Source organism: Aliikangiella maris (assembly GCF_040719265.1).
GTDB lineage: Bacteria > Pseudomonadota > Gammaproteobacteria > Enterobacterales > Kangiellaceae > Aliikangiella > Aliikangiella maris.
The window spans coordinates 138,865-164,643 of the sequence record NZ_JBFDAH010000001.1; the positions used below are offsets into that span (position 1 = coordinate 138,865).

The following is a 25,779-nucleotide window of genomic DNA, read 5'->3' on the forward strand; positions in this document are numbered from 1 at the left end:
AACACTTTTATAATTAATTAGGAATCTCTGATGGATAGAAAAATATCAGTTATTGGCCTTGGATACGTGGGGTTGCCGGTTGCAGTTGCGTTTGGTAAATCACACCAAGTAGTTGGTTTTGACCTTAATCAAGCCCGAATTGATGAGTTGAAGGCTGGTCATGACCGGACATTAGAGGTAACTGATGAAGAGTTGGTCGCGTCAGATATTCTATTTACCGCAAATCCAGAAGATTTAAAAAATGCTGATTTTCATATTGTTGCAGTGCCAACGCCAATTAATCATGCCCGTCAACCAGATCTCAGACCGATGCTTTCAGCCTCCAAGACAATTGGTAGCCAATTGAAAAAGGGCGATATTGTTGTTTTTGAGTCGACGGTTTATCCAGGAGCAACTGAAGAAGATTGTGTGCCGATACTGGAAGCTGAATCAGGATTGAAATGTGGTATTGATTTTACAGTGGGATATTCTCCAGAGCGTATTAACCCAGGTGATAAGGAACATACATTTACTAAAATTACCAAAGTAGTTTCTGGACAAGATGAAAAAACGCTAGATATTGTCGCAGAAGTTTATTCTAGCGTGGTTACTGCTGGCGTGCATAAAGCCGCAACAATTAAAGTGGCAGAAGCGGCAAAAGTAATTGAAAATACCCAGCGCGATTTGAATATTGCACTAATGAATGAACTGGCGGTTATATTTGAGAAAATGGGGATTGATACGCTGGATGTGCTTGAAGCTGCGGGTACTAAATGGAATTTCTTACCATTTAGACCTGGATTAGTCGGTGGCCACTGTATTGGCGTTGATCCTTATTATTTAACCTATAAAGCGGAACAAGTTGGATATCGACCCGAAGTAATTCAGGCTGGACGTCGAATTAACGATAATATGGCAAAGTTAATTGTTCAACGCTGTGTTAAACAGCTTATTTTGCAAGACCGTAAAGTCAAAGGCGCAAAAGTTGCTATTTTAGGGTTAACCTTCAAAGAAGACTGCCCCGATTTGAGAAATTCAAAAGTTGAAGATCTGATCGCTGAGTTTAAGAGCTATGGTATTGAACCATTGGTGCATGATGCAATGGCCGATGCTAAAGAAGCTGAAAAGTACTATGGTGTAAAATTAGCGTCTTTTGACGCGATTAAAGAATGTGAATTAGTGTTAGTCGCTGTAGCTCATAAAGAATATAAAGCTTTATCTGCAAAAGAATTTGCAGGCATGTTAGCCAAACAAGGGTGTTTATTTGATATAAAAGGAATTTTACCTAGAGCAGAATTGAAAGAGTTAGGTGTTGATGTTTGGCGAATTTAATTCGTAAAAGCTTAGTTTTATTACTAATTTTGATTTTTTAGGTTTAGATTTTTAGTTATTAATATTATGACTATAATCATTCAAAGCGAATTATCATTAGCGATTGAGTTGCTGATAAGAAAATAGTTTAAATTGGAGTAAGTATTTTGAACGTTTTAGTTACCGGTGCCGCGGGTTTTATCGGCTTTCATGTGTCTAAGTATTTGATGAGTCGTGGCGATACAGTTGTGGGAATCGACAATATCAATGATTACTACGATCCCAATATTAAACTTTCACGACTGGATATGCTCAAGGAGTTTGACGGATTTAAATTTATCAAACTAGATTTGGCGGATAAAGAAGGCATGGAAAAGCTGTTTGCTGAGCATAAGTTTGATGCAGTAATTAACTTGGCAGCTCAAGCGGGTGTTCGTTATTCGCTGGAAAATCCACATGCCTATATGGATAGTAATATTATTGGTTTTTTGAATATCCTTGAAGGGGTAAGACACAATAATATTAACCATTTAGTCTATGCTTCTTCAAGTTCTGTTTATGGTGCTAACACATTACAACCATTTTCAGAACACCATAATATTGATCACCCAGTTTCTCTTTATGCCGCCAGTAAAAAAGCTAACGAGTTAATGGCACATAGTTATAGTCATTTATATGGAATGAAAACGACAGGGCTGAGATTTTTTACCGTATATGGCCCTTGGGGCAGACCTGATATGGCGCTTTTCCTATTTGCCAAAGGTATTATTGAAGACCAGCCTATTAATATTTTCAATAATGGTAATATGATAAGAGATTTCACTTATATCGATGATATTGTTGAAGGCATTGTTCGAGTGATGGATAATCCGCCTGAAGGTAACCCTGACTGGAATGGCGATAAGCCTGACCCTGCAACCAGTTATACCAACTACCGCGTTTTTAATATTGGTAATAATAGCCCTGTTAAGTTAATGGAATTTGTCGAAGCCATTGAAAATGCCGTAGGTAAAAAAGCCATTAAAAACTTTATGCCAATGCAAGCAGGGGATGTACCTTCGACCTGTGCAGATGTCAGTGAGTTGGAAAATGCCGTAGGATTTAAACCAAATACTTCGATTCAAACGGGCATCAATAATTTTATTGAGTGGTACAGAGCGTATTTTAAAGTTTAAGAGACATCAGCGTTAACAATTTACGATTTGTTTAATTGAATCTAAAAGCCTTTGAGTTATTGCTCAAAGGCTTTTTGTTTTTAGCGCAATAAAAAGTCATTTTGATTTTGATGACTTTAATAAGTTTAGATATTTTTTTAATCTAAGTTATTCTTATAAGTACTGTCGTTTTTATAAAGTTGAAAGCAAATGATACTACCTGTTATTTTGGCTGGGGGGACAGGATCACGGCTTTGGCCCAAGTCTCGTGCGATGCATCCTAAGCAATTTTTAAAGATTTTAAGTGATAATACCATGTTGCAAGAAACGCTATTGCGACTTGATGGTATTGAATACCTCGATCCTTTAATTGTCTGTAACGAAGAATATCGTTTTCTTGTTGCTGAACAAATTCGTGAAATCAAGTTACACTGCGAAATTTTGCTTGAACCCGAGGCTAAAAATACTGCGCCTGCTATTACGCTTGCAGCGCTCCATGCCGTTGAGACTAATCCCGATGCGATTCTTTTGGTACTTGCTGCTGACCACCAGATTGAAAATATTAAAAACTTTCATCAATCGATCTATCAAGCAGAACAATTGGCAAGACAGCAAAAGCTAGTTACTTTTGGTATTGTTCCACATAAAGCGGAAACCGGTTATGGCTATATCAAGCGAGGGAAGCCAATTGAAGCTGGATTTCTCGTTGAGGAATTTACTGAAAAACCGCAAATAGAAAAAGCCAAAGAGTTTCTACAATCAGGACGCTATTACTGGAATAGTGGTATGTTTATGTTTCGTGCAAAAGACTTATTAGCTGAAATAAATCAATATTCTCCTGAAACTTTAAGTCTTTGCGAACAGGCAATGGAAAAAGTCACTCAAGATTTGGACTTTGTGCGCATTCAGGATGAAGCATTTACAAGATGCCCATCAGTGTCGATTGACTATGCCGTAATGGAGAAAACAAAAAATGCGGTGACTGTTCCATTAGACGCAGGATGGAATGATGTTGGCTCTTGGGCTGCTATTTGGGAAGTTACCCCGAAAGATAACAATGGTAATCAACTTACTGGCGATGTGCTTGTTTCGGGTTCATCGGGTTGCTTGATCCAAGCTGAAGATCGAATTGTTTCTGCGCTTGGCTTAAAAGATACGGTAATTGTCGATACAAAAGATGCTTTATTGGTGGCACATAAAGATGCCGTTCAAGATGTAAAAGTCATTGTTGAAAAATTAAAACAATCTCAGCGAACTGAATGGCAAATTCATCGGGAAGTTTGTCGGCCTTGGGGAAAGTTTGATGCGATTGATAGTGGACATCGATATCAGGTAAAACGTATCACGGTTAATCCTGGGGCGAAAATCAGTGTGCAGATGCATCATCACCGCGCAGAACATTGGATTGTGGTTAGCGGTACCGCTAAAGTCAGGAAAGGCGAACAAATCTTTTTACTTGCTGAAAATGAATCAACGTATATACCAATAGGTGAAATTCATTCGCTTGAAAACCCAGGAAAAGTGCCTCTGGAGTTGATTGAAGTACAAACCGGAGCATATCTAGGTGAAGATGATATTGTCCGGTTTGAAGATGATTATGGTCGTATTAAATAATCGGGTTTGAATCTTTGAAGGAGATAACGACTTTCAGCTTCATTGCCAGGAATATTTGACAGCAAAACGAGCGAAATCTTCACCGAAATTATCTTGACCAAAATAGAGTTCATAGCGCCAAATACTGGTCGGTTCTATTTGATTAAAGCCAATCGTCCACTCTGTCGCTCGCTCATATTTAGATTCATCACTCGGTGCTTCATCACTTAAGTTGATGTTTTTGAAAGTTGAAAGTTTAAAATCCAGATGTAAATCGGCGCTATATTCCCAGTTGTAGCGTAGCGTTGTAATACGCGCACCAATACCATCATTGATAAGTTTTTCGTCACCCCACCAATGACCCATACTATGCTTATCATTGCGATAGCCTTCGGCATAAAGATGATGTACATACCAGGCATTTTCAATGTACTGATACTCTAGAAGAGCGGATGACTTTTCAGTTAAATAAGGGAGGAATACACCAATATTGTACGCTTTATTGCCTAATTTATAAGCTTTGAAATTATTGGTATCTTCGCCTGCCAGTTCTGTATAAATACTAATAGGCATTCCCCAATAAAAATCAAATTTATTAGAAATTGAAGCCTGCTGATTTCCAAATTCCTCTTTACAATTCTGTAACTCTGATTCACCGCCGCAGTTATCACTATTAACCGGATCAATAATCGCATTCCAAACATCACCTAAATCAACATCTCTATCTCCACCACCAAACATCATTGTTCGAGTCGCGCCAATTGTCCACCAGTCAAAAGGTTGTAGACTAAAGTGCATGGTTAAAAAACCCGGCTCGCCTGATTTTCGTTCTTCTCCAAATCGAATTCCTTCCATCTCTTCCAGTTTTCCAAAAGAAACATCATAACGAATTTGGTAATCTGTCCAAGGCGTTGGGCTAGAAATATTGAACCGGGCAATTGGTTTGGCGTTTGTTGAAAGGAGCATCGCGCTTTCTTGAAACGGTGATAGCCAGATTTCTTTGTAGCCGACGTCAATTTGCAAATAATCATTACTAAACGATAGGTAGCTATGATTGGGAATAATGCCGCCGCTACCATTATAAATAGTCCCACCTAAAGAAAGATTAAAATACTCGTTAAGTTGAAAATAGCCGGCAACAACGCCAGTAAATTCGCTATCGGAATCTTGTCCACGCCTATTCGGCAGGTTTTTAAAATCAACATCACTATAAGCTATTTCTGCACTCAGTTGAGTAATATTGTAGGTGCTTTTATAACGACTAATGTACTGGCTGATCCGCTGATAAAGCTGTGGATGGCTAATACGGATTTTATCTAAATAGCCGACTAGCGTATCCAAGTGATAAGGTTTAGACATAGTTGGCATTTGGGCAACTGATGCCAGTTTTTCGAGTTCTAGTTCGAATAGAGGATCGGTTTTGATTGGCAAATAGTGCTGACTGGCAACCGCTATCTGGCTAGTACTGATTAAAATACTAAATGTTATCAAGTGAGGGACGAATCGAGTATAAATATTCAAAACAAAATGCCTGATTAATTGTATAAGTAACACTGTTGTCGCTATTGTACTGGAATAAAAAAATATAAAAAGTAAGAAAGTGTAGTTATGCAAACTAAATGATACTGTCAAATTTATATTGTTTAATGATATTGTCTAATGATATTGGCTTAGGTATTGACTATCGTTGGTAACGATTTATTTTTCACGCTTAACTTGAATTATTGCAAACTATATTTCTTGATTATCTATTCACTTTGCTTGTTTGAACTATCCGATTGCTGAGAGATTAATCGATGGGCAACAAAGACGCCAACAAGAGCACCAATGCAGTCGGCAACCATATCAGCAATACTAAAACCGCGATTAGGGATATAAATTTGGATAAATTCAATTAATATACCAAGCAGCGACGATAAAATTAGAATTCTGTAAAATCCTAATTTTTTAAAGGCAATATAAAAGATAAGACTAAATCCAAAAAAGGTGACAAAATGATATAGCTTGTCAATATGCTGAACCGAAATTGGGTTTGGTGGCCTTGGTGTTAATGTTAAATAGGCAATTGTAATAAGCACCAGCCAAAATAAAATCTGCCAAAATCGTCGATATTTATCGACGTTAATGAACTGCTTGATTATCAATGTAAAATCCAATTTGTTAAATTTCAACAAGAATCATACCTTATTCGTTTGGTTATAACTACATTACGACAAATTATCTCTGCTTAGCACGGCATACTGATAATATGCTGACTGTAAATTAACCATTGATTTAAAAGATCAGGATAAACAAAATGCAAGCTGAATATAATGCTCACGGTGGTACATTAAAACAGTTATACCTCAGTGAAGAAGAGGCAAAGTTAGCAAAAGAAACAGCAAAATCATTGCTTTCTTGGGATTTAACCCATCGTCAGATTTGTGATATCGAATTGTTGCTTAATGGTGGCTTTTCACCATTAGAAGGCTTTTTAACACAACAGGATTATCAGTCTGTTCTTGATAAAATGCGCTTAGCTAATGGTGTTTTATGGCCAATGCCAGTTACCCTAGATGTATCTGCCAAGTTTGCTGAACAAATTGAACTGGGCGATGAAATTGCCTTAAGAGATGAAGAAGGCGTTATTATCGCGATCATGCAAGTGTCTGATCGCTGGCAACCGAATAAAGCTGAAGAAGCAGAAAAAATATTTGGTGCCAATGATCAAACTCACCCAGCGGTAAGCTACTTATTTAATCAGGCTGGTGAAATTTATCTAGGCGGAAAATTAAAAGGGGTTTCAACACCTAGTCATTACGATTTTAAAGCATTAAGAGATACCCCAGCAGAGTTACAAGATAAATTTAAAAAGTGGGGATGGAATAAAGTGGTTGCGTTTCAGACTCGCAATCCAATGCACCGCGCGCACCAAGAGCTGACATTTCGCGCTGCCAAACAAGTCGAAGCAAACTTATTAATTCAACCAGTTGTTGGAATGACCAAGCCTGGCGATATTGACCATTTTAGCCGTGTTAGATGCTATGAGCATTTGGTTAAGCATTATCCTGAACAAACGACAACATTAAGCTTGTTACCTCTTGCCATGCGCATGGGCGGGCCGCGTGAAGCTGTTTGGCACGCTATCATTCGTAAAAATTATGGATGTACCCATTTTATTGTGGGACGTGATCATGCTGGACCAGGCAAAAATGCACAAGGTGAAGATTTTTATGGACCATATGATGCGCAAAATCTGATGAATGAATTTAAGGATGAACTGGGTATTGAAATGGTACCTTTTCAAATGATGGTTTATGTGAAAGAGCGTGCAGAGTATCAACCTGTGGACAATGTTCAAGAAGGCGAAACCGTTTTGAATATTTCTGGAACGGAATTTCGTCGCAGATTGGCTGAAGGTCTGGAAATACCAGATTGGTTTTCCTATTCCGAAGTTGTTAGCGAATTACGTAAACGTTATCCGGCCAGACACAAGCAAGGTGTGACGGTTTTCTTCACCGGGCTGTCAGGTTCTGGCAAATCAACAATAGCCAATGCCTTATTAAACAAATTGATGGAATTAGGCGATCGTTCAATTACTTTACTCGATGGTGATGTTGTTAGAAAGCACCTGTCTAGCGAGTTAGGTTTTTCTAAGGAACATCGTAACTTAAACATTCAGCGAATTGGCTATGTTGCCAGTGAGATTACTAAAAATGGTGGTATAGCTATTTGTGCTCCAATTGCGCCTTATCGCTCAACGCGCCGTGAAGTCAGAGAAATGATTGCACCTTTGGGTGGTTTTATAGAAGTTCACGTCGCAACCAGTCTTGAGGTGTGTGAACAACGAGACCGAAAAGGGCTGTATGCAAAAGCGCGCGAAGGAATCATCAAGGAATTTACCGGAATTAGCGATCCCTACGAAGTACCAGAAAATCCAGAACTGATTATTGATACGGTGAATTGCACCCCAGATGAAGCTGCGCAGCGAATCATTCTTAAACTGGAAAGTATGGGATATATTAAGTAGTCATCTTAGGTTTTTCAGTCTTAGGTTTTTCAATCTTAGACGTTTCAATCTAAGCAATGAGAATCTAGGAAGTAACTTTTTAAAAATTACTTCCTAAGAAGTATTATCTGACAAGTAATACCTAGTAAGCAACAGGCTCAAGCTGATATAAAATTTTTATCAGAATAATCAATCTTGGCGAACTCATGGATGAGTTTCATTCGACTTCTGAGTTAAGTTGGGTAATGTAAAGTAGAGCAAGCTAGAGTAAATTAGGGGCGTCAGCCAAATAATAACTTGGCTAAAAGATGCTGAGCTCACAGATTTTAAGTGCTAAAGAATTCAGCTAAAGCAACCGGCTCTATAAAACCAAGCTAATCTTCCACCGTTTCTTTTCACAAATATTATTGATTGACGGTGAGTATCTTTCCTTTTAAGCCAGCATATGTCACTGCGAAATTCTTTTGTGCAGTAATGTTTTTGATTTACAACGGAAAAATTAACGAAATATTCAAAAAATCAAAAACATAGACTCCTATTTCAGACGATTGTTTTCTTTGCTTTATGTTGACTTATTCGATATTATCCCGCTAGTTTAGAGCACTCCTTGTGATTCTTGCCAAATAGCCATGATAAAAGCACCCAAATCGGTGCTTTTATTGCTTAAACCATTGGCAATTAACCATTATTTTTCGAGTGAAAATTGAAACGTTATTAATGATATAAATTAATTGCATATAAGGTTGATAAGACGCATGCCTGTAATAACACTTCCCGATGGTAGTCAACGACAATTTGACAAGCCGATAACTGTCTATCAAGTTGCCGCCGATATAGGCCCAGGATTAGCCAAAGCGGCTTTGGCTGGCAAAGTAAATGACCGTTTGGTCGATACCAGCTATGTGTTAGATACCGATGCAACCTTATCCTTAGTGACCGAGCGTGATGAAGAAGGCTTAGATATTATTCGCCACTCTTGTGCACACTTATTAGCTCAAGCCACCCAAGCTATTTTTCCAAAGGCGCAAGTGACAATTGGTCCCGTAATTGACAATGGTTTTTATTATGACTTTGCATTTTCCAGACCTTTTACTCCTGAAGATCTGGTAGCGATTGAAGCCAAGATGGAAGAAATAGCTAAGCAAGATCTGCCTGTGCAAAGAACAACCATGTTAAGAGAAGATGCAATTACTTTTTTCCGTAATATGGGAGAAGAGTATAAAGCTGAAATAATTTCGAGTATTCCGCAAGGTGAAGAGATCTCTTTATATCAACAAGGAGATTTTATCGATCTTTGTCGAGGCCCGCATGTACCCAGTACTGGCCGAATAAAAGCATTTAAGCTGATGAAATTAGCTGGTGCTTATTGGCGTGGTGATTCTAATAATGAAATGTTGCAGCGAGTTTACGGTACTGCCTGGACTAATAAAAAAGAACTGAAACAGTATCTGCATCGTTTAGAAGAAGCTGAAAAGCGTGATCATCGAAAAGTTGGTAAAGCAATGGAGCTTTTCCATTTTCAAGAAGATGCGCCTGGAATGGTCTTTTGGCACCACAATGGCTGGATCGTGTTCAAGCAATTAGAAGCTTATATTCGCAGTGTTTTGGATATTAATGATTATCAGGAAGTGAAAGCGCCACAAATTATGGACCGCAGCCTGTGGGAAAAGTCAGGTCACTGGGAAAAATATCACGATGATATGTTTACCACTGAATCTGAAAATCGGACCTATGCGGTAAAACCTATGAACTGTCCGGGACATGTTCAAATATTTAATCAAGGGCTCAAGTCGTACCGTGATTTACCCTTGAAAATTGCAGAATTTGGCTCTTGTCATCGAAATGAGCCTTCTGGTGCACTGCATGGATTAATGCGTGTTAGAGCATTCACTCAAGATGATGCCCATGTATTTTGTACTGAATCACAAGTACAAGAAGAAGTTTCGAAGTTAATCGATGTAATTTATCAAGTTTATGCAGATTTTGGCTTTGATAAAATTGAAATAAAACTTTCAACACGTCCCGAAAAACGAGTTGGATCTGATGAGGTTTGGGATGCTTCAGAAAAGGCATTGGCGGACGCATTAGCGTCAAAGCAAATAGCATTTGAGTTACAACCGGGTGAAGGGGCATTTTATGGACCTAAAATTGAGTTTTCGTTGCGTGATTGCCTAGACAGGGTTTGGCAATGCGGCACAGTGCAACTAGACTTTTCAATGCCACTTAGATTAGGTGCTGAATATGTCGATGAGGATGGTAGCAAGAAGGTGCCGGTAATGATCCATCGCGCGATCCTTGGCTCGCTAGAGCGATTTATTGGCATTTTAATCGAAGAGTACGCTGGAAAATTTCCGCCCTGGCTGTCTCCAACACAAGCTGTTTTGTTGAATATTACCGATAAACAGCGTGAATATATCGAAAATTGTGTGAAATATTTGAAATCACAAGGGTTTAGAGTGAATTCGGACTTGAGAAACGAGAAGATCGGCTTTAAAATTCGCCAGCACACGCTAAAACGCGTTCCATATCTGTTGGTGGCCGGTGATCGTGAAGTTGAGACGAATACGCTTTCGGTACGGACTCGAAGTGGTAAAGATCTTGGCAGTATAACGTTAGAGGCATTTGCAGAGAGACTAACTGCTGATATCGCACAGAAAGGGCGTTATGTAGAGCCATGATTGCTATAGACGCATTAATAATAGTAAGCGTTTATGTATAGAGAGGAAATATTAACAGAACCGTAAAAATTTAATACTGAACAAGATTAATCGATAAAATTAGTCTATGTTTATTGGCATTATTAAATATTTCCTCTTATATCAAGTAATTTCAGATAGAGTAAGATACTGTATTTATTTAATAAAAGAGGATGAATAACATTAAAAAACCAAGACCAAAAGCGAATATGAAAGACCAGCGCGCAAATATAAACGATGAAATAACAGCACCAGAAGTACGATTAATAGGTCCCGATGGTAGTGCAATTGGGGTCGTATCAAACAAAGACGCTCAACAAGCTGCAGATGATGCGAAATTGGATTTAGTCGAGATTTCGCCAGGGGCCGAGCCACCTGTTTGTAAAATCATGGACTATGGAAAATATATTTTTGAGCAGAAAAAAGCCAAGGCTGCTGCCAAAAAGAAGCAAACAATTGTTCATGTCAAAGAAATTAAATTCAGACCAGGGACTGATATTGGTGACTACAACGTCAAATTAAGGAAGTTACAAGAATTCTTATCTGACGGTGATAAAACTAAAATCACTGTTCGATTCCGAGGTAGGGAAATGGCTCATAAAGAACTGGGCATGGAACTTCTGGGAAGGGTTGAAAAAGATTTAGCTGAGTTTGGTGAAGTTGAAGCCAGACCAAAGCTAGAAGGGCGACAAATGATTATGGTGGTTGCCCCGAAAAAGAAAAAATAGCCAATAGGCTGTTTTTGTCCGTGCAGGGTTTTTGGCAACCCGGTATGGACTTGGTGAGAAGGCACCTAAAGCCTTCTTTTTTATTAAGCACTGTCAGGTAACAAACGGTATAGTGAATAATTCGTACTATTAGTACGTATTGATTACAAAATACGACCTGCAGATGATATTTGGAGTAAACAAGAAATGCCAAAAATCAAGTCTGATAGCGGCGCTGCCAAGCGCTTCAAAAGAACGGGTAAAGGTGGTTTTAAGCATGCTCAATCGCATCGTCGCCACATTCTTACAAAGAAGAGTTCAAAGCGGAAACGTCATTTACGTGGTATGGAAATGGTAGCTCCGGCTGATGTTGAACAATTGAATCGTCAGATTCCTTACGCATAAGAATGGAGGAGTAAAAGATGCCAAGAGTTAAACGTGGTGTAACGGCCCATAGACGTCATAAAAAAGTTTTAAAGGCGGCTAAAGGTTATTATGGTGCTCGTAGTCGTGTTTTCCGTGTTGCCAAGCAAGCGGTAACTAAAGCGGCTCAATATGCTTATCGTGACCGCCGTCAAAGAAAACGTCAGTTCCGTGCGTTATGGATCCAACGAATTAATGCAGAAGCCAGAGTTAATGGTATGTCTTATAGCCAATTTATCAACGGTCTGAAGAAAGCATCTATTGCAATCGATCGTAAAATATTGGCTGATATTGCTGTTTTTGATAAGGCTGCATTTAGTGCTTTGGTTGAGAAAGCAAAAGCTGCTCTTGCTTAGGTACTACTAAATCGAGTTAACATGAATTGACTCTGTTTAGACAGATTAAAGGGAAGGGCATAAGTCCTTCCCTTTTTTATTGGCAAAATAATTACTATTGCAATTGAAAAGAATTTTTTGATAATCAAATGGTTATTGATAACTGATTACCAGACCAAAACCGGAATAATTAAATGTCGAATATGATTGATGAATTACTTGACCGTGGCCTAAAAGCGGTAACGAATGCTGATAGTCTTGAAGCACTAGAAAAGGTTAAGGTTGAGTTTTTAGGGAAAAAAGGTGAGTTAACATCGCAGCTCAAATCACTGGGTAATCTCCCTGCTGAAGAACGACCTCTCGTTGGAGCAGAAATTAATAAGGCGAAAAAAGCCATTCAAGCGAAAATTGATAATCAACGCATTCAATTTGAACAAGCAAAAATTAATGCTCAACTCAATGAAGAAACAATTGATGTCACCCTCGCTGGAAGAAATATCCAAACTGGCGGCTTGCATCCGGTTAATCGAACACTGGAAAGAATTGTTAATTATTTTTCTCAAATTGGCTTTGGTGTAGAAGAAGGTCCCGAAGTTGAAGATGACTTTCATAATTTTGAAGCGTTAAATATTCCCGGTCACCATCCTGCTCGTGCAATGCATGACACTTTTTATTTCGGTGATGGCCAACTGCTACGAACACACACCTCGCCAGTACAAATCAGAACGATGGAGAAAACTCAGCCTCCAGTTAGAATAATTGCTCCTGGCAGGGTTTATCGATGTGATTCAGATTTAACCCACACACCTATGTTTCATCAGGTAGAAGGACTGTTGGTTGATAAGACGACTTCTTTTGCTGACTTAAAAGGTGTATTAGATGAGTTTTTAAAACACTTTTTTGAAAATGAGAATTTAGCCGTTCGTTTTAGACCATCATATTTTCCATTTACAGAACCCTCGGCAGAAGTCGATATTGAATGTGTTATGTGCGCCGGAAAAGGTTGCCGGGTATGTAAACAAACAGGATGGCTGGAAATTTTGGGATCGGGCATGGTTCACCCAAAAGTACTTGAGTCAGTAGGAATAGATAGCGAAGAATATACTGGTTATGCATTTGGTATGGGGGTTGAGCGGATGACGATGCTGCGTTATGGCGTCAATGATCTACGTTTATTCTTTGAGAATGACTTGCGCTTTTTAACGCAATTTAATTGATTAAGATAATTGAATTGAACACCTGCTTGTTCATCAATTTGATCAATTACCAATGAAATCAGGTACAGAATATTAAGTATTGTTCGAACCAGAGTATTTCAGAACTAAGTACTGAACAAAACGAAGTACTGATCATAAATAAATTAATCGAGAACTTTCAAACTGAAATTTATGTTTGAGAATGTTGGATACTGATAATGAAAATAAGTGAAAATTGGTTACGCACTTGGGTTAATCCTCAAATTTCAACTGACCAACTGGTGAGTGTTTTAACAATGGCCGGTCTCGAAGTCGATGGCATTGAAGAAATGGGCGCCGAACTTAAGGGTGTTTTGGTGGGGGTAATCGAAAAAGCAGAAAAACATCCTGAAGCTGATAAATTACAAGTATGCAGTGTTAACATTGGTGAGTCTGAAAATTTACAGATTATCTGCGGTGCGCCGAATGCACGAGAAGGGATTAAAGTTGCTGTTGCTACGATTGGTTGTGTTTTACCCGGTGATTTTAAAATTAAAAAAGCTAAATTACGGGGGGTTCAATCATTTGGCATGTTATGCTCGGGTAAAGAATTGAATTTATCCGATGATCATGACGGTATTATGGAATTGCCTGCCCAAGCCAGCATTGGCACTGAATTAGTTGACTGTCTTGGGTTAAAAGATAATTCAATTGAAATTGATTTAACACCCAATCGTGGAGATTGTTTGGGTATCAAAGGGCTGGCATTTGAAGTTGGCGTTTTAACTCAATCTGCTCTTTCGCCTGTTAATATTGAGCCTGTCCCAGCATCAATTGATGATAAGGTTGAAGTCAATTTACATGCCCCAGAAGCGAACCCTAGATTTGTTGCACGAGTGATTAAAGGTGTAAATATCAAGGCACCTACACCGGAATGGATGAAAGCAAGATTACTGGCTTCAAATATTCGAAGCATTGACCCTATTGTTGATGTTACTAACTATGTGATGCTTGAGTTAGGGCATCCCATGCATGCGTTTGATTTAAATAATCTCGATGGGGCATTACATGTTAGATATGCCAATGAAGGAGAAAAACTGACCCTGTTAAACGATCAGGAAATCACCATTAGGCCAGATACGCTGGTTGTTGCTGATGACAATAAAGTGTTGTCTCTGGCAGGAATTATGGGGGGAGAATTTTCGGGAATTAATAAAAATACCCAAGATTTATTACTAGAAGCCGCACATTGGGAGCCTATTAATATTGCTGGAAAAGCCAGAAGTTATGGACTTCATACCGATGCTTCACATCGATTTGAGCGTGGTGTTGACTATAATATGAGTGCTGAGACAATTGAACGGGCAACACAATTAATTATAGAAATTGCAGGTGGTCAGGCTGGCCCAATTGTTGATCAAATTGATGATGTGCATTTCCCCCAGTCAAAAAGTATACAGCTTCGACAATCTCGAATTGAACGCTTATTAGGTGTTCAATTAGATGATAGTCAAGTTGAAGATATTCTTACTCGCTTGGGAATGGGGTTGACGTCTAATCAATCAGGCTGGCTGGTTGAGATTCCTTCGCGACGTTTTGATATTTCTATTGAGGCCGATCTCATTGAAGAGTTGGCTAGAATCTACGGCTACAATAAAATTCCAAGCCGAAAGCCTGTTAGTGAAATGTCGATGATTCGTCATCCTGAGAATCGTTTGACCAAATTGCAAATTGCAAAGCTGTTAGCTGCTCGAGGTTATCAGGAGTGTATTACTTACTCATTTGTTGATAAAAATGCACAGCAGCTAATCGATCCTGCAATCGAACCGCTGGCACTGTTGAATCCAATTTCGTCAGAATTAGCCATTATGCGTACATCACTTTGGCCCGGACTATTAAAAACTGTTGAATATAATCAAAAGCGCCAACATGACAGAATTCGACTGTTTGAAACCGGTCTTAAATTTATTCCTGGCGAGCAGGGGCTTGAGCAAATACCTGTTATTGCTGGTGTGATTACTGGATGCAGATATGCAGAAAACTGGGAAGCTGCGAATCAAAAAGTTGACTTTTATGATTTAAAAGGAGATTTGCAGGCCATTTTTGATAGTACGCAAGCCAGTGATGAATTCTCATTTGTTGCTGCTCAACGTGAAGGACTTCATCCTGGACAAACAGCAACCATTTATCGCAATGGCCATGAGTGCGGAATTATTGGAAAATTACACCCACAAACCCAACGAGAGTTTGATTTAGAAGAATCTACTTATGTATTTGAGCTAAACTTGAAAAAGGTACTTCCTAGGATATTACCCAGGTTTAACCCTTTATCGAAATTCCCGTCCATTCGTCGAGATATTGCGATTTTGGTAAAAGAAAGCGTGACATCTTCGCAAATTATTGATTTAATTGGACAAACAGCCAAACATTGGCTAAATAATATAGTGATATTTGATATTTATCGTGGTAAAGGTATTGAACCTGGCTACAAGAGTGTTGGCATTGGCTTTACTTTACAGCGTGCCGACCGTACCTTTAAAGACGCTGAAATTACCAAAACAATGGATAAGGTTATTTCGGTATTAACTGAGAATTTAGGCGCAGTATTGAGGGAATAGCGAATGGCACTAACTAAAGCAGATATGGCTGAACGCTTATTTGAAGATTTAGGGTTGAATAAGCGAGAAGCTAAAGAAATGGTGGAGGGCTTTTATGAAGAAATTCGGGAGTCTCTCGCCAACAACCAACAGGTCAAACTTTCTGGGTTTGGTAATTTTGACTTGCGTGACAAAAAGCAGCGTCCAGGAAGAAATCCAAAAACTGGGGAAGAAATTCCTATCAGTGCGAGAAGAGTGGTTACATTTCGACCAGGACAAAAACTTAAAGCCAGAGTAGAGGCCTATGCTGGAAGCAAGCAACAATAACGAACTCCAACCCATACCAGACAAACGCTACTTCACCATTGGTGAAGTAAGTGAACTATGTCTGGTTAAACCTCACGTTTTGCGTTATTGGGAACAAGAATTTCCACAATTAAAACCAGTCAAACGTCGAGGTAATCGACGCTATTACCAGCGTGAAGATGTGTTAGTCATTCGAGAAATTCGTGAGTTGCTTTATGATCAGGGATTTACAATTGGTGGCGCACGTCAGCAATTAGAATCAGAAGAAAACCAAACAGAGCAGGCAATTATTGAAGAAATTATTCTTGAGTTAGAGGATGTTTTAAAAATACTCAAACATTAAGCTGATATGGATTAGCTGACATTATTTGCCAAAATTCATAATAGAATTTCATAACAATTACTTGCAATGTGTTCAAATTCAGGTAACATTCCGCACCACTAAAAGTTATTCAAGTATCATTGCAATTAAAGACAAAGCAATAACAGATAATTAAATAGTTTTAGTTGTTAGCTCGGTGCTAATGTGTAATTAAAGCAAGTTCAGAATTACAATCAAAATATTTTAATCGGAGCGTGGCGCAGCCTGGTAGCGCACTTGCATGGGGTGCAAGTGGTCGGAGGTTCAAATCCTCTCGCTCCGACCAATTTTTCTTTATTTTCAATCAGTGAAACTTTCCGGCTCATATTCAGTTTAAATCTTCGTTTCTGCCTTTTGCATCAGTTGTTTTAATCTTTCGCAATCTTGAGAAATTATCATCAAATTTACACTGAGCTTCGGCTGTAGGAAGTGGTATTGGGTAATGCTGATCGCCTGATTTTATTAAATATGTGAACTTACTCGAAAATAGTTGAATCATTTAATGCAATAACTGTGATTTTTGACTATAAAATGTATACTGATAAGTTATTAAAAACGGTAAATTACAGGAAGTTTGTTATTGCCAATTATTAAAAAAATTATAATTATTTGTATTGTCTGGTTTTCGGGGGAAAGCCCGCTATTTGCTGCGAATAATAAAATCGCCGTATTTTATCCGCAAAGCAAAGAACCCTATCAATCAATTTATCAAGAAATTATCACTGGTATTGAAAGTAGTCAGCAAGATATTTTAGTTGTCGAATTATCGAAAGATTATGTTGCCGCCTCAATTACCAAGGAGCTCGTACAAAAGGAGATTAATAAAGTTATTGTGTTAGGTCGACTGGGAATAAAATTAGCTAGACAATTACCTGAAAATATTCATGTTATTTCTGGTGCGTTGCCGATTCCTCCGGGAAGCATTGATGGGATAAGTTTGATTGCTGATCCAATAAAATTATTTGAGTATTTAAATACCGTTGCCCCCGCAGTAAAAAATGTTCATGTTGCTTTCAGCAGTGAAAACCAATGGATGATTGACTTAGCAGAGGCTGCAGCAAAAAAGAAAAATTTAGTTTTAAAAGCTAAACTCATTAATCAGACAGCAGAAGCGATTCAATATTATAACCAATTATTCGGTTCGCTAGACTCGTCACAAGATTCTATTTGGTTACCGTTAGATAGGGTAACTTCACATGATAAGGTGATTTTGCCTCTCATCCTTGAAAAAGCTTGGTCGAAAGAAATTGTCGTTTTTTCAAGTAAACCATCCCATGCTAAGCGAGGGGCTTTATTTTCAACATATCCAGATAATTACCTGCTTGGGCAACAATTGTCTAAAATGGTCAATTCGGTTGCTGCGGCACCTGACACACCAAAATTTGCGGTACTCGATTCATTACAGCTGGCGGTCAATATAAGAACGGCTGCACACTTGGGGTTAAAATATTCAAGTGACCAGCAAAAACAGTTTAAACTGACTTTTCCGGAGTAGGTGAAGAAATGTTTAAATCATTTGGTAATCAATCTCCTTTAAAACGCCAGCTTTTAGGATTTTTGTTACTGAGTGTTGTAATCCTGGTGATAACGACGTCACTAATTACTGCGTGGCAAACCAGTATCAAAGTTGAAAATTCAATCATTGAAAATGGCTTGCAGGTGACGCGAAACTTTGCAGATCAAACGGTTTTAGCATTGTTAACAGGGAGTGAAGAAAATGCTAGAGAAGCGGTTGATAGAGCAACTGGTTTCGAGTCGGTTATCGCTGTTGCGGTGTTTGATTCACAAGATAATATTTTGGTGACTTCAGCTAAAAATGTAAAAGACCGACTGGATTTTGAACATAAAAAGATTACCGAACACCCTATATTAATTGAAGATGCGGAATCCTCCTGGACCTTTGCTGCGCCCGTTTATTTTGAGGATGATCGTTTCGATGTAGATACTGTTGAGCCAGATGAAGAAGCAATCAATCGACAAAAAATTGGTTATGTTTTGGTCAAATATAATAAGCGAAGTTTACGAGAAATTCAGCAATCGATTTTGGTCAGCAATATATTAACCAGTATTATTATTGCTTCAGTGTTAGCTGTATTTATGAGCTTAGGTCTTAATCGCTTGACTCGACCAATTAGTGGTTTGTCTAAAACAATGGAGTCAGCGAGGGATTCTGCTGAATATTTGCGAGCAGAAGTTAGTGGGGCAGCCGAAATTAGACAAATGGCAGAGGTCTTCAATCAAATGATGGAGCGTCTTGAGCAAACTAATATCGAATTAGAAAAGCATCGAAATAATCTAGAATCTGAAGTTGAAATCAGAACTCAAGAGTTGAGAGTCGCACGTGATACCGCATTAACAGCAAACCGACATAAGTCTGAATTTTTAGCCAATATCAGCCATGAATTAAGAACGCCACTGCAAGCGATAATTGGATACACCGATCTTGTTAAAGAAGAAATCGAACTGGAAGGAATGGATGCACAAGCAGAGGATTTAGCAAAAGCTATTCGCAGCGCACATCACTTACTTGGACTGATTAACAATATCCTCGATCTTGCAAAAATTGAAGCCGGTAAAATGGACTTGTATTTACAAGCCGTTGATATGGAATATTTAGTCAATGATACAATTGAAACCATACAACCTATGGCTGAGGCAAATGACAACAAACTGCGACTAGTTCGTGGTGAACTACCTGAAAAGTTATTGTTGGACCGACAGAAAATGTTGCAAATCTTCCTTAACCTGCTGAGTAATGCATGTAAATTTACCAAAAATGGAGAAGTTATTTTTGAAATTTACAGTGATATAAATTATCTGTATTTTTCGGTTAAAGATACCGGTATTGGAATTGCGGAAGAACAACTGGAATTTATATTTGAAGAGTTTACTCAAGTTGATGGTGCACAAACACGTAAATTTGAAGGAACCGGACTTGGAATGGCAATTACTAAAAATTTTTGTGATTTAATGAATGCCACAATCCATGTTGAAAGTGAGCTTAAGGTTGGAACAACATTTCGTGTCAGATTGCCCATTATTACTGATGAATCAAAATTGTAAGACTTAAAAAATATTGATGTTTAATTAATAGGCTTACTTGTGAAAAAACTAAATTAGACTAGAATTACTAATTTAGGGTAAGTCATACCAAACACTCAAAAACAAAATAACAGGTATTTAATATGACTGCAAAACCTCGTTCATTGATCCTATTTTTGTTTATTCATTTTATTTTATCTCCCATAAGTTCTGCTCAGGAAGTGTCAGAGAACGAATATGATCTGGCTGACTTTTATGGTGACGAAGAGTTTGTGAGTATTGCTACAGGAAGTAAAAAATCAATTAGTAAAGCGCCTGCTGTTGCCTCTGTGATAACTGCAAAAGATATCCGCAGAATTGGGGCAACTAATTTAGCCGAAGTACTGGAGCAAGTTCCTGGACTTCATGTATCCCGCAGCGGGCAAAACTTTGTTCCCGAGTTTTGGTTTCGTGGTATTACTTCTACTTTTAATCCACAAACCTTGATTATGATAAATGGCGTATCGACAAAAAGTGTTGTTCGTGGCGATAACCATACTGTTTGGGGACAATTTCCAATTCACGGTATTGAACGTATCGAAATTATTCGTGGGCCCGGTTCGGCGCTGTATGGTGCGGATGCTTTTTCTGGTGTCATAAATATTATAACCAAAGGTAGTGAAGAGCCCTTTAATAATGAAGCTGGTATCATGTACGGTAGCTTTAACACAAAAAATATTTGGAGTAACAATCAGTTTACACTCGCTGACTGGAATTTTGCGCTTACTACTGAGTATATAAAGAGTAAAGGCTTTGAGGGGTTGATTGAAGAAGACACACAAACAATTTTTGACCGTGTTGCGGCAACGTTAAATTTGCCGGCAGCTTCACAAGCGCCAGGATTTCTTGCCACCAGTTTTGAAGCTTTGGATATTTGGATGTCTGCCAATAACACTTGGGTAAATCTTCAAGCCGGGTTGCAAAAGCGTAGTGATATAGGAACCGGGCAAGGTGGAACAGAAGCGTTAGACAAAATAGGGCGTTTGGGTAATTACAAGAAAATTTTCAAGATCTCACTTAATGAGGTAGAGGTTTTGCCTCAGTTTAGTTTAGGTGGAAATATTTCCTATTATGGTTCAAGTCAGGAAATCGAGAAAGATATGGTGTTATTTCCTCCTGGCGCTTTTTTCGGGTCTTTTCCCGATGGATTTATCGGTAATCCTGGGTGGGAAGAAGAAACCACTCATGCGACTTTAACGGCAACTTATCGTCAATTTAATCAAACAGAAATTTCATTTGGTGCAGGATATGATCGGCAAAACCTGTATAAGGTTGTTGAAGAGAAAAACTTTTATCCAGACTTTTCGCCGCGCCCAGGTGGTATTGAAGATGTTTCTGATACGGCAGAAGTTTACATGCCAGAGGCCGACAGAGAAAGTCATTTCTTTTATACACAGTTGATTAGTCAGATTGCGCCAGACTGGGAGTTAACGGCTGGTGCCCGATATGATCATTACACTGACTTTGGTTCAACCATTAATCCGCGTATTGCATTGGTCTGGTCTTCCAGTTTAAATTTGACCACTAAATTTCTCTATGGCAAAGCATTTAGAGCGCCGGCATTTGCTGAATCTTTGGTTGTTAACAATCCTATCGCGCTTGGCAATCCAACAATAAAGCCTGAAACAATCGATACGCTGGAGGTGGCATTTAACTATAATTACTCACCAGAGCTTTCTTTAGATTTTAATTTGTACCATTATGAAATTGAAGATTTCATTACTTTTATTTTGGATGAAAACGGTGTTACAGCAACTGCACAAAACATCGGAAAACGCTCAGGCAAAGGGTTCGAGTCGGGCTTAAACTATCACTGGTCCGAGAGCTTTGATATTTCAGCGAACATTGCTTATGTCAATGCAAAAGATAAGTTACTCGATAGCAAAGTGCCTGATTATCCTGATATTCAATTTTATTTAAATGCCGATTGGCATATAGCTGATAAATGGAAATGGAATGGTCAGTTGTTTTATATTGGTGAGCGAGAGCGAATGCCAACGGATCCGCGAGAAGACTTACAGGATTATTTACAATTCAATATGGTAACTAGCTATCAAAGTGCTGATAATTTTTTGATTGAATTTATTGTTGCTAACTTATTTGATGAAGAAATTTGTGAGCCGAGTGGCGCATCGACAACGCTCGGACAAATTCAGATTCCAAATGATTTGCCCCAAGCGGGGCGAGCTGTTTATTTACGGGCCAGTCTGCAGTATTAAGTTTATTCATTTGTTAATGTTGAGCTACCAGGATTTGTCTTTTTCTCCAACAAAATTGATGTCGCTGCACTTGATAGGTAAAAATGTTCCCGGTGGTTTTTTTTGTGCATCGAGATAACAAGGAGGCATACCCGCAACAACTAATAAGGAAACAAATAAGCTCAATTCAGTTTTGTTAAACTCTAAGTCTGCTAATACTGCGGAATAAAGTGCGGCAATATTCATTTGAATATTTTTTTTTGCTTTTAAAATTGCTTCAATTTTAAAAGCGAGTTTGAAATGAAAGCCTTTGTCACAGCCAAGCCGGTTTAAATAGCTAACAAAGTGTGGGACGCGCTCATCAACTGAAGTAATCGGACGTCCAAAGCCGAAAATTGTTTCGTTGCTGTCGAGTTTCTGTTGTATTAGAAATTCTAATGACTGTCCATGAATAGTTAATAACTTTTCCATTTTTTGATACATAACCAAACAATTCACTAATGGCTGAGTAACGAATAACTCAGCATCACACGAAGATAATCCGCCAACAATTGACATCAATGCCGTACTACGTGTGGTACCCGCAAGAGCTGCAATGCGATTGGGCCAGATTCGAATATCTGAGTAGCTAGTGCTTCTCCAAATATAGTTTAAAATTTTTAGTTGAACTTCTGTAAATTCACGCCCCGTTATTCCATATAAATTTAGTTCAAACCAACTCTCAGATGTAAAGTCATTATGCAAGTCTTTTTCTCTAAAAATAGACTTTTCACTTAAATAGGCATAACCAGAGTCAGTAGGGTAGTGTGTGTGCAATTGGTTCAGTTTGAAATTTTTAGATAACATAGCGGATAAAAATATAAATAATATAAATTAAAAAATATCGAACAATATTACAAATGCTCAACATTTTAATTGAGTAACTTGCTTATGATTCAATCTGGCAAATAAGAATAACTAATTTCTCAACATGGCTATCACTTTAAATAGTAGTCTTTAATTTACAGCAATCCTTTTTGAAAACTTGAACATGATTGGTTTGCTGAGTTAATTAATTATTCATAAAAATGGTAAAGTTAATCATTTACATAATGCTTCACCAATTGAGAAATGTCAGGTAGTTTTGTTGGTTTTTCTTCTTGAGTAAATTTTACTGTATCAGCAAAAAAAGGAAACTTTTTCCAGCCAAGCTCTTTTTGTTCTAAAGCGTGAGCAGCGATGCCTGGTAAACGTAAAATTAAAAATAAATATTCGCATTGTTCTTCGGTTAATCCCAAATCACAAAAACCAGCAGCTAAAACACAGATTAAAGAAATTGGATAACCTGCTGTTGATTCAATGGTTTCACGGTGTTCCTCTAGCCCATTTAAGTAAGAGGATGATACGGCTTTAGTTAAAAATTGGAGGCACTCAAGTACAAACGGAGAGGTTTTTTCAAAGTGTATATCAAACCCTGGCGGGTGTTTAATATCGGGTAAAACTTCTTTTTTATCCAGTTTCTTGAGCGCATTTATAAAACTCAAAGGCTCAAAATCAGAGGTTTTGCCATCTGAGGACTCAGCGTCAGATAGTTTGACGCTTGCTTTCATCCACTGCATACAGAGTGAGACTTCTTGAGAACCATAAAATTGTCCTGCACTACAGCTTATACCCGAGATAAGAATTGAAGATGCTGGCGCTTTACCCACGCCGGCATTCATTGCTGCGCGTACGCCAAAATCTCTTAAACCTGGATTGCATAAAATTAGTGAAAGTTTTTCTAGGAGTAGTTTTTCTTGGGGCTCGGCACGTTTGCCAGAAATTAATAAAAATAAATACTCTATCCAAGTTGCATTCGGTAATATCTGATTGACAATATCATAGCCCATACAAGAAATACTTTTGGGTTGAAATTCGCTTTGTTCATCAGCTTGTTCATACCAAATAGAAGAGGTGATGATGGTTTTATTGGTTTGCACGATTTAACCTCCAGGCGTTGCGGAGCTGTCGGCCAAACCTTTAACTCTCTGTCCCATTGGCGGAACTTCATTTGGATCGATAATCAGATCTATTAATGTTGGACCTTCTCTTTTACCTAGATATTCCCAGTCTATATTATCAAGTTCTGTTGGACTGGTAATCGTCATTGCTGGTACGCCCATTGCTTCAGCTAGTCTGGCAAAATTAATTTGTGGTAACTCAAAACCGATTTCTTCCGCTTTTCCGAGTTTTTGTCCATGTTTGACCATGCCTAACGCGCTATCATTTAAAACAACATAGATAACTGGAAGTTTATGTTGAAGTGCAACAGTAATTTCCTGACCGGCCATTAAGTAGCTGCCATCACCCGTGATACAAACTGCAGGTTTTCGTCCACTGCCTAAACAGTTACCGATAGCTGCGCCAATAGCCCATCCCATCGAACCAAAGCCCATTGCAATGTGGTAATTTCCCTTTGCGCTTGCGCGGTGAAAATAATGGGTAAACCAAGCCCAGGCATTACCAGCATCAATATGAACCCGAAAATAATTTGGAATTTTTTTTGCAAATTTAGTGACTACTTTTTGTGGCTTTAGCGGTAAGCTATTTGAGTAGCAAGATGCGGGATCGTTTAGCCGGATTTGAAAACCATGATCATTACTTGGAATATGGTGATCGAGAAAATTTTGTTTAACCGGATCCGGTGCATCCCATTTTCGCCCCCACTTTAGACCTAAAATTATATCGCTGTTAAGTTGCTCAAAGATTAATTTGAGATCACCACAAACATGTAATCTGGCCATTGGTGAGCGAGAAAAATGTTCAATATTCGGATCAATATGTACCAGTTTGCTGTTTAATAAGTCCGACTGCCAGCCGCCTGTGCCAAGCTCAGTAATCGGTGTACCAATAGCAAGAAGCAAATCAATTGTTTTATCTCTAATGGTTTGCTCTGCACTTTGATGACCGGCAAATCCAAACACACCACGATATAAAGGGTGGAAACCATTTATCCAGCGTTTTCCAGCAGGACCGGTGATAATAGGAGAACGAGTTAATTCAGCAAACTCCATGATTTGTTCGATGGCTGCACCACAACCACGTCCCAAATAAAGTGCAACGCGTTTTGACTGCTTGAGCATATCCAGTAGTTTAGCCACCGCAACATTATCAGTAAGTGCAAAGTCGTGTACTAAATTATCAGCTTGAGTTAATTCAAAAGTACTCGCCGGTGTTCTTAAAATATCTGAAGGTATAGAAATGTGTGCCGGACCCGATGGTACTCGATAAGCAGCGGTGATTGCAGAAATTAATTTTGCGGTTAATTGTTCTGTATGAGAAACCAACGTATTGTAGCGCGTGCAATGACGAAAAATTCCAACAGTATCGATTGCCGTGCACGAAGATTCTTGCAAAGCATTACGACCAAATTTAGGGAGAGGTGTTTGTGCGGTAATGACAAGTATCGGAATATTATCAGCATAAGCAGATGCAACGCCCGTTAACAAGTTAGTTGCACCAGGACCTGTGGTCGCACAGCAAACACCAATTTTTCCAGTTTCTCGCGCATAGCCTTCGGCCATAAATGCAGCTCCCGCTTCATGACGAGCAACAATTATTTTAGGGCCTTTATTTTTATATCTTGCTAGCGCGTTATAAAATGGTTCGATTGCGCCACCAGGTACACCAAAAACATATTCGACGCCTAAAAGATTTAAATATTCAATAATTAAATCGGCGTTATCCCAGTTTTTTTTTGGTTGAAAATTTGTTTGATTCGTCTTTCTTGAAACCAACGATAACTTCATACATCACCTCTTAAGGTTTTAGTTATCAGTGCGTGGATTAAAGGGGCGCCATTTTAGACTGTTTTTTAGTCAAATAACAAATACTATTTGAAGTTATGTCAACAAATT

20 protein-coding genes and 1 tRNA gene are annotated in these 25,779 nt (G+C 38.5%); 16 read left to right on the plus strand and 5 right to left on the minus strand.

Going from position 1 to position 25,779, the window contains the following annotated elements; genetic code table 11:
- Positions 1-30: 30 nt before the first annotated feature.
- From ABVT42_RS00600 to ABVT42_RS00610, 3 genes are all read left to right on the plus strand, one after another.
- Positions 31-1,311 (plus strand): nucleotide sugar dehydrogenase, encoded by a 1,281-nt coding sequence (locus ABVT42_RS00600; protein WP_353873153.1) that lies wholly within the window; start codon positions 31-33, stop codon positions 1,309-1,311.
- A 146-nt stretch (positions 1,312-1,457) separates the two neighbouring features.
- Positions 1,458-2,465: an NAD-dependent epimerase gene (locus tag ABVT42_RS00605; protein WP_353873154.1), complete on the plus strand. Its 1,008-nt coding sequence runs from the start codon at positions 1,458-1,460 to the stop codon at positions 2,463-2,465.
- A 189-nt stretch (positions 2,466-2,654) separates the two neighbouring features.
- The gene (locus tag ABVT42_RS00610) at positions 2,655-4,058 is read left to right on the plus strand and encodes a mannose-1-phosphate guanylyltransferase/mannose-6-phosphate isomerase (RefSeq protein WP_353873155.1); all 1,404 of its coding nucleotides are present in this window, start codon (positions 2,655-2,657) and stop codon (positions 4,056-4,058) included.
- A gap of 39 nt (positions 4,059-4,097) precedes the next feature.
- On the opposite strand, the gene ABVT42_RS00615 is transcribed toward ABVT42_RS00610, so the two are convergent.
- Positions 4,098-5,558 (minus strand): capsule assembly Wzi family protein, encoded by a 1,461-nt coding sequence (locus ABVT42_RS00615; RefSeq protein WP_353873156.1) that lies wholly within the window; start codon positions 5,556-5,558, stop codon positions 4,098-4,100.
- Positions 5,559-5,785: 227 nt separating this feature from the next.
- Positions 5,786-6,181 (minus strand): VanZ family protein, encoded by a 396-nt coding sequence (locus ABVT42_RS00620; RefSeq protein ID WP_367023338.1) that lies wholly within the window; start codon positions 6,179-6,181, stop codon positions 5,786-5,788.
- 152 nt (positions 6,182-6,333) lie between these two features.
- On the opposite strand from ABVT42_RS00620, the gene ABVT42_RS00625 reads away from it, so the two are divergent.
- The 13 genes from ABVT42_RS00625 (at position 6,334) to ABVT42_RS00685 (ending at position 21,925) form a co-directional block, all read left to right on the plus strand.
- Positions 6,334-8,046, plus strand: a complete 1,713-nt coding sequence (locus tag ABVT42_RS00625) for a bifunctional sulfate adenylyltransferase/adenylylsulfate kinase (protein WP_353873158.1) — start codon at positions 6,334-6,336, stop codon at positions 8,044-8,046.
- A gap of 734 nt (positions 8,047-8,780) precedes the next feature.
- The gene (thrS, locus tag ABVT42_RS00630; RefSeq protein ID WP_353873159.1) at positions 8,781-10,703 is read left to right on the plus strand and encodes a threonine--tRNA ligase; all 1,923 of its coding nucleotides are present in this window, start codon (positions 8,781-8,783) and stop codon (positions 10,701-10,703) included.
- A gap of 191 nt (positions 10,704-10,894) precedes the next feature.
- Positions 10,895-11,449, plus strand: a complete 555-nt coding sequence (gene infC / locus ABVT42_RS00635; protein ID WP_417281467.1) for a translation initiation factor IF-3 — start codon at positions 10,895-10,897, stop codon at positions 11,447-11,449.
- A gap of 186 nt (positions 11,450-11,635) precedes the next feature.
- Positions 11,636-11,833 (plus strand): 50S ribosomal protein L35, encoded by a 198-nt coding sequence (rpmI, locus tag ABVT42_RS00640; RefSeq protein WP_353873160.1) that lies wholly within the window; start codon positions 11,636-11,638, stop codon positions 11,831-11,833.
- 17 nt (positions 11,834-11,850) lie between these two features.
- Positions 11,851-12,207 carry a 50S ribosomal protein L20 gene (rplT, locus tag ABVT42_RS00645; protein ID WP_353873161.1) on the plus strand — a complete coding sequence of 119 codons (357 nt, stop codon included), beginning with the start codon at positions 11,851-11,853 and terminating at the stop codon, positions 12,205-12,207.
- Between the two features lie 173 nt (positions 12,208-12,380).
- Positions 12,381-13,403, plus strand: a complete 1,023-nt coding sequence (gene pheS, locus ABVT42_RS00650; RefSeq protein WP_353873162.1) for a phenylalanine--tRNA ligase subunit alpha — start codon at positions 12,381-12,383, stop codon at positions 13,401-13,403.
- Positions 13,404-13,600: 197 nt separating this feature from the next.
- Positions 13,601-15,979: a phenylalanine--tRNA ligase subunit beta gene (gene pheT / locus ABVT42_RS00655; protein WP_353873163.1), complete on the plus strand. Its 2,379-nt coding sequence runs from the start codon at positions 13,601-13,603 to the stop codon at positions 15,977-15,979.
- A 3-nt stretch (positions 15,980-15,982) separates the two neighbouring features.
- Positions 15,983-16,285, plus strand: a complete 303-nt coding sequence (ihfA, locus tag ABVT42_RS00660) for an integration host factor subunit alpha (RefSeq protein ID WP_353873164.1) — start codon at positions 15,983-15,985, stop codon at positions 16,283-16,285.
- Positions 16,263-16,607, plus strand: a complete 345-nt coding sequence (locus ABVT42_RS00665) for a MerR family transcriptional regulator (protein ID WP_353873165.1) — start codon at positions 16,263-16,265, stop codon at positions 16,605-16,607. Before ihfA ends, ABVT42_RS00665 begins: the two co-directional genes overlap by 23 nt.
- Positions 16,608-16,834: 227 nt before the next feature.
- A tRNA-Pro gene (locus ABVT42_RS00670) sits at positions 16,835-16,911 on the plus strand.
- Between the two features lie 294 nt (positions 16,912-17,205).
- Positions 17,206-18,120 (plus strand): ABC transporter substrate binding protein, encoded by a 915-nt coding sequence (locus tag ABVT42_RS00675; RefSeq protein ID WP_353873166.1) that lies wholly within the window; start codon positions 17,206-17,208, stop codon positions 18,118-18,120.
- Positions 18,121-18,128: 8 nt separating this feature from the next.
- A complete protein-coding gene (locus ABVT42_RS00680; RefSeq protein WP_353873167.1) occupies positions 18,129-19,688 on the plus strand; it encodes a sensor histidine kinase in 1,560 nt (519 codons plus the stop codon).
- Between the two features lie 122 nt (positions 19,689-19,810).
- A complete protein-coding gene (locus ABVT42_RS00685; protein ID WP_353873168.1) occupies positions 19,811-21,925 on the plus strand; it encodes a TonB-dependent receptor plug domain-containing protein in 2,115 nt (704 codons plus the stop codon).
- Positions 21,926-21,949: 24 nt separating this feature from the next.
- Here ABVT42_RS00685 and ABVT42_RS00690 read toward each other — a convergent pair whose 3' ends face one another.
- From ABVT42_RS00690 to ABVT42_RS00700, 3 genes are all read right to left on the minus strand, one after another.
- Positions 21,950-22,720, minus strand: a complete 771-nt coding sequence (locus ABVT42_RS00690; protein WP_353873169.1) for a citrate synthase family protein — start codon at positions 22,718-22,720, stop codon at positions 21,950-21,952.
- Positions 22,721-22,980: 260 nt separating this feature from the next.
- Positions 22,981-23,862, minus strand: coding sequence for a citrate synthase family protein (locus tag ABVT42_RS00695; RefSeq protein ID WP_353873170.1), 882 nt, complete (start codon positions 23,860-23,862; stop codon positions 22,981-22,983).
- A gap of 3 nt (positions 23,863-23,865) precedes the next feature.
- The gene (locus tag ABVT42_RS00700; protein ID WP_353873171.1) at positions 23,866-25,671 is read right to left on the minus strand and encodes a thiamine pyrophosphate-binding protein; all 1,806 of its coding nucleotides are present in this window, start codon (positions 25,669-25,671) and stop codon (positions 23,866-23,868) included.
- Positions 25,672-25,779: the final 108 nt, after the last annotated feature.

Coding starts and splice junctions, on each gene's coding strand:
- thrS (WP_353873159.1), top strand. CDS start 8,781: ATGCCTGTAATAACACTTCCCGATGGTAGTCAACGACAATTTGACAAG.
- rplT (WP_353873161.1), top strand. CDS start 11,851: ATGCCAAGAGTTAAACGTGGTGTAACGGCCCATAGACGTCATAAAAAA.
- ABVT42_RS00600 (WP_353873153.1), top strand. CDS start 31: ATGGATAGAAAAATATCAGTTATTGGCCTTGGATACGTGGGGTTGCCG.
- ABVT42_RS00700 (WP_353873171.1), bottom strand. CDS start 25,671: ATGAAGTTATCGTTGGTTTCAAGAAAGACGAATCAAACAAATTTTCAA.
- ABVT42_RS00625 (WP_353873158.1), top strand. CDS start 6,334: ATGCAAGCTGAATATAATGCTCACGGTGGTACATTAAAACAGTTATAC.
- rpmI (WP_353873160.1), top strand. CDS start 11,636: ATGCCAAAAATCAAGTCTGATAGCGGCGCTGCCAAGCGCTTCAAAAGA.
- pheT (WP_353873163.1), top strand. CDS start 13,601: ATGAAAATAAGTGAAAATTGGTTACGCACTTGGGTTAATCCTCAAATT.
- pheS (WP_353873162.1), top strand. CDS start 12,381: ATGTCGAATATGATTGATGAATTACTTGACCGTGGCCTAAAAGCGGTA.
- ABVT42_RS00685 (WP_353873168.1), top strand. CDS start 19,811: ATGACTGCAAAACCTCGTTCATTGATCCTATTTTTGTTTATTCATTTT.
- ABVT42_RS00680 (WP_353873167.1), top strand. CDS start 18,129: ATGTTTAAATCATTTGGTAATCAATCTCCTTTAAAACGCCAGCTTTTA.
- ihfA (WP_353873164.1), top strand. CDS start 15,983: ATGGCACTAACTAAAGCAGATATGGCTGAACGCTTATTTGAAGATTTA.
- ABVT42_RS00610 (WP_353873155.1), top strand. CDS start 2,655: ATGATACTACCTGTTATTTTGGCTGGGGGGACAGGATCACGGCTTTGG.
- infC (WP_417281467.1), top strand. CDS start 10,895: ATGAATAACATTAAAAAACCAAGACCAAAAGCGAATATGAAAGACCAG.
- ABVT42_RS00665 (WP_353873165.1), top strand. CDS start 16,263: ATGCTGGAAGCAAGCAACAATAACGAACTCCAACCCATACCAGACAAA.